The 3,471-nt window shown below is 51.5% G+C and carries 2 protein-coding genes; both read left to right on the forward strand.

Going from position 1 to position 3,471, the window contains the following annotated elements; translation table 11 throughout:
* Nucleotides 1–301: 301 nt before the first annotated feature.
* Nucleotides 302–1,993 (forward strand): DNA repair protein RecN, encoded by a 1,692-nt coding sequence (gene recN / locus LBJ25_03115; GenBank protein ID MDR1452948.1) that lies wholly within the window; start codon nt 302–304, stop codon nt 1,991–1,993.
* Nucleotides 1,994–2,005: 12 nt separating this feature from the next.
* Nucleotides 2,006–3,471: ABC-F type ribosomal protection protein (abc-f, locus tag LBJ25_03120; GenBank protein MDR1452949.1), on the forward strand; the 1,466-nt coding region annotated here is incomplete at its 3' end.

The following is a 3,471-nucleotide window of genomic DNA, read 5'->3' on the forward strand; positions in this document are numbered from 1 at the left end:
CAGCTTGGGAAGCTGACACTCTACCAACTGAGTTAAGCCCGCATAACAAAAAATATTATATCCTGTAGCTGACACTCTACCAACTGACTCGAACTTAACAAGCCTGCGAAACAGGCGACGTGAAGTGAGGCCAAGCCGCTGGCTCGGTCAGCCAGCGACACTTCCTCGGTGGCTTGAGGCCACTCTCGGTCGCAAGGCCACGTTAGTGGCCGACGTTAGTTAAGCCCGCGCCTTTTTAATTATAGCGTATATCATTTCAAGTGTAGAGTATTTGCGGGCGGCGTGTGTTAAAATTTTAGCGATGCTGATTTCGTTATATCTGGAAAACTACGCCCTGATCGGCCAGCAGACCATCGAATTTGCCGAGGGGTTCAATGTCATCACTGGCGAAACCGGCGCGGGTAAGTCGATCATCGTCAATGCGCTGGCGCTCATCATGGGCGAGCGGGCTTCCGCGGATTTTATCAAGGCCGGCAAACAGCGCGCGATACTGGAAGCGGTTTTTGACATTCGCGGGCGACACCTTGACGGATACACCGGCGACGATGTGCTGATCATCACGCGGGAAATTTCGCTCAACGGCCGGAATCTGATCAAGATAAATCACCGCGTCGTCACGCAGGCTGAGTTAAAAAAAGTTTCGCGCTATCTGATCGACATTCACGGCCAGCATCAGCACCAGATACTGATCGATCCGGAAAATCATCTGGAAATACTTGATCTTTTTACCGTCAGCAAACTTCGCGGGGCTGTGCGGGAAATTTTCGGCAAATACCACGCGGTCAAAAAAGAATATGCTTTGCTGCTACAAAACCGCGACATGCGGCAGGAAGAAAAAGATTTTTTTAATTTTCAACTGGCCGAGCTGGAAGGCGCTAATTTACAGGCCGGAGAATATACCGAATTAAAAGCGGAAAAAAACCGGCTGGATTCTTTTACGGAAATTGCCGAAACCGTGCGCGGCGTCTCGGAAAAAATCACCAGCCTGAGAGACGGCCTGCGTTACAATAAAAGCAAATTGGCGCAGATCGCCGGCAAAGAAACCGCGCTGCAAAATCTGGCGGACAAAGCCGAAACGCTCAGTCTGGATTTTGAGGATTTTCACGACAGCCTGGCCGCTTATGAAAACAATCTGGAATTTTCACCGCAAAGATTGGACGAGCTCAATGAGCGGCTGGATCTGCTGAACAAACTTAAACGCAAGCATCTCAAGCAGCTTGAGGAAGAAGACGTTTCGTCCCTGCTGATCAAAAAACGCGACCAGCTAAAAACACTGCTGTCGGGGCTGGCAGACACGGATGACCGGCTGGCTCAGCTGGAGAAAAATCTAGCGGCGGCGGAAAAAGAATATTTGCAGGCCGCCGGTGAATTGTCCGAACACCGGCAAAAAGCCGCTGCGGAGCTGGAGCAAAAAATCAGCGGCGCTCTGCAGGCTCTGCGTATGCCGCGCGCTCAATTTAAAATAAATTTCCAGCGCGGCAATTATTCAATCGATGGCCTGGATAGCGTGGAGTTTCTCATCTCGGCCAATGCTGGCGAGCCGGTCAAACCGCTGGCTAAAATTGCTTCGGGCGGTGAGATTTCGCGCGTCATGCTGGCTATCCGCAAAATTTTAGCCGAACAAGACCAGAGCTCCGCGATGATCTTTGATGAAATAGACGCCGGCATCGGCGGTGAAACTGCGCTAGCTATCGCGGAAGCCATACACAGCATTGCGCGCAAACATCAGGTCATCTGCATCACGCATCTGGCGCAGATTGCGGCGCGCGCCGATCATCATCTGCGTGTGGAAAAATCCGCCACGGCCAACACTACCGCTGTGACTATCCTGCCGCTGGATAAAACCGCCCGCGAGGTAGAAATTACCCGTATGCTCTCCGGCAAAATGACGGAGAGCGCCGCCGCTCACGCACAGGAATTGCTAGAACACGGCAAGGGCGGCGGACAGCCCGGCGCCGCCGCCCACGCACAGGAGCTGCTGGAGCAGGCGTAAGGAGTATGAAAAATGTCGTTAATCAATATCAGCAATTTAACTTTCGCCTATGAGGGCAGCCCTGAAAATATTTTTGAAAACGTCTCTTTTGCCATAGACACAAACTGGAAACTCGGCTTTATTGGGCGCAATGGTCGCGGCAAAACAACTTTTCTGAAATTGCTGCTGGGGCAGTATGCTTACCGCGGGCAGATCAACGCGGCGGTTGATTTCACTTATTTTCCCTACACGGCGCGGGACAAAAATCAAACAGCGCTGGACACGGCGGCAGAGATCTACCCTGACTATGAACTTTGGCGGCTGGAAAAAGAATTGTCTCTTTTAAATCTTGACGCGGACATCCTGGCCAGAACTTTCGGTTCTTTGAGCAGCGGCGAACAAACCAAAATTCTGCTGGCGGTTTTATTCCTCAAAGAAAATAATTTTCTGCTCATCGACGAGCCGACCAATCATCTCGACCTTGAGGCGCGGGAAGTTGTGGCGCGGTACTTGAACCGCAAAAAAGGATTCATTCTCGTTTCGCATGACCGGCATTTTTTGGACTCCTGCATCGACCATGTGCTGGCGATCAACCGCGCCAGTATTGAGGTGCAGCGCGGCAATTTTTCCTCGTGGTGGCAGAATAAAACGCAGCAAGACAATTTTGAGCTGGCTGAAAATGCCAGGCTAAAAAAAGATATTCGCCGCCTGCAGGCAGCGTCCCGACGTCTGGCCGGCTGGTCAGACAAAACCGAACGCGGCAAACAGCAGATCGACAGAGGCAGCGGCGCGGCTTACGACAAGGGCTTCATCGGCCACAAAGCCGCCAAAATGATGCAGCTCGCCAAGAACGCCGAGCGGCGCCAGGAAAACGCGCTGGCGGAAAAAGCCAGCCTGCTCAAAAATATCGAGACCGCCGCGGATCTGAAACTGCGGCCGCTGGCATTCCAGCAAAGTCCGCTAATTACAGCGCAAGACCTGTCTATCATTTACACAGACAAGCCGGTTTTCACTAAATTAAATTTTACCCTGAGCGCCGGTGAGAGAATACACTTGCAAGGCCGCAACGGCTGCGGCAAATCCAGCCTGCTAAAATTAATTCTGGGTGCGAAAATAAAATATTCTGGCGAATTAAAAATTCCGCCCGGTCTCAAAATCTCTTATGTCACGCAGGACACAACGCATCTGCGCGGCGGGCTTAAAGACTATATAGAACAATGCCAGCTGGACGAAAGTTTATTCAAAGCAATATTGCGCAAATTAGATTTTAGCCGCGGGCAGTTTGCAAAAGAGCTGCAGGATTTCAGCGGCGGCCAAAAGAAAAAAGTTCTGCTGGCGCGCAGTTTGTGCGAGAGCGCGCATGTTTACATCTGGGACGAACCGCTCAACTTCATTGACGTGCTGTCACGGATGCAGATCGAAGATCTAATTCTTCAATATCAGCCGACCCTGCTTTTCGTCGAGCATGATAAGGTGTTCGCGGAAAAAGTGGCAACACG

Source organism: Candidatus Margulisiibacteriota bacterium (assembly GCA_031268855.1).
Lineage (GTDB): Bacteria > Margulisbacteria > Termititenacia > Termititenacales > Termititenacaceae > Termititenax.

Bases quoted from the DNA above. Each gene is read 5' to 3' on its own strand.
- recN (MDR1452948.1), top strand. From the start codon at position 302: ATGCTGATTTCGTTATATCTGGAAAACTACGCCCTGATCGGCCAGCAG.